At 49.1% G+C, this 1220-nt stretch carries 1 rRNA gene (running past one end of the window); it reads left to right on the top strand.

From position 1 onward, the window contains the following. The first annotated feature begins 20 nt into the window (after positions 1-20). Positions 21-1220, top strand: a 23S ribosomal RNA gene (locus ISP07_RS20365) (it continues 1770 nt past the right edge of the window).

The raw sequence follows: 1220 nt of genomic DNA on the forward strand, positions 1-1220 counted from the left end.
AAGACCCGTTTGGGTTGTATGGTTAAGTGACTAAGCGTACACGGTGGATGCCTTGGCAGTTGGAGGCGATGAAGGACGTATTAACTTGCGATAAGCCTAGTCAAGCTAGTAAAAAGCGCTTGAGACTAGGATTTCCGAATGGGGAAACCCACCTGCTTGCAGGTATCTTACACTGAATACATAGGTGTAAGAGGCGAACGCGGAGAACTGAAACATCTAAGTACCCGTAGGAACAGAAATCAACCGAGATTCCGGAAGTAGCGGCGAGCGAAACCGGACCAGCCCTTAAGCTTATTATGTGTTAGTGGAACATTCTGGAAAGTTTGACGATACAGGGTGATAGTCCCGTACACGAAAATGCATCTTAAGTGAAATCGAGTAGGTCGGAGCACGTGAAACTTTGACTGAATATAGGTGGACCATCATCTAAGGCTAAATACTCCCAACTGACCGATAGTGAACCAGTACCGTGAGGGAAAGGCGAAAAGAACCCCTGTGAGGGGAGTGAAATAGAACCTGAAACCGTGTACGTACAAGCAGTAGGAGCCCTTCGAGGGTGACTGCGTACCTTTTGTATAATGGGTCAGCGACTTATATTTTGTAGCGAGGTTAACCGATTAGGGTAGCCGTAGGGAAACCGAGTCTTAACTGGGCGTATAGTTGCAAGGTATAGACCCGAAACCCGGTGATCTAGCCATGGGCAGGTTGAAGGTTGAGTAACATCAACTGGAGGACCGAACCCACTAACGTTGAAAAGTTAGGGGATGACCTGTGGCTAGGAGTGAAAGGCTAATCAAACCGGGAGATAGCTGGTTCTCCCCGAAATCTATTTAGGTAGAGCCTCGGACGAATACTTACGGGGGTAGAGCACTGTTAAGGCTAGGGGGTCATCCCGACTTACCAACCCTTTGCAAACTCCGAATACCGTAAAGTACTATCCGGGAGACACACGGCGGGTGCTAACGTCCGTCGTGAAGAGGGAAACAACCCAGACCGCCAGCTAAGGTCCCAAAGTCATAGTTAAGTGGGAAACGATGTGGAAAGGCCCAGACAGCCAGGAGGTTGGCTTAGAAGCAGCCATCCTTTAAAGAAAGCGTAATAGCTCACTGGTCGAGTCGGTCTGCGCGGAAGATGTAACGGGGCTAAACTATGCACCGAAGCTGCGGATTCAAACTTTGTTTGAGTGGTAGGGGAGCGTTCTGTAAGCCGTTGAAGGTGAA

The sequence above is a fragment of the Pseudoalteromonas sp. PA2MD11 genome, assembly GCF_017808125.1.
Lineage (GTDB): Bacteria > Pseudomonadota > Gammaproteobacteria > Enterobacterales > Alteromonadaceae > Pseudoalteromonas > Pseudoalteromonas simplex.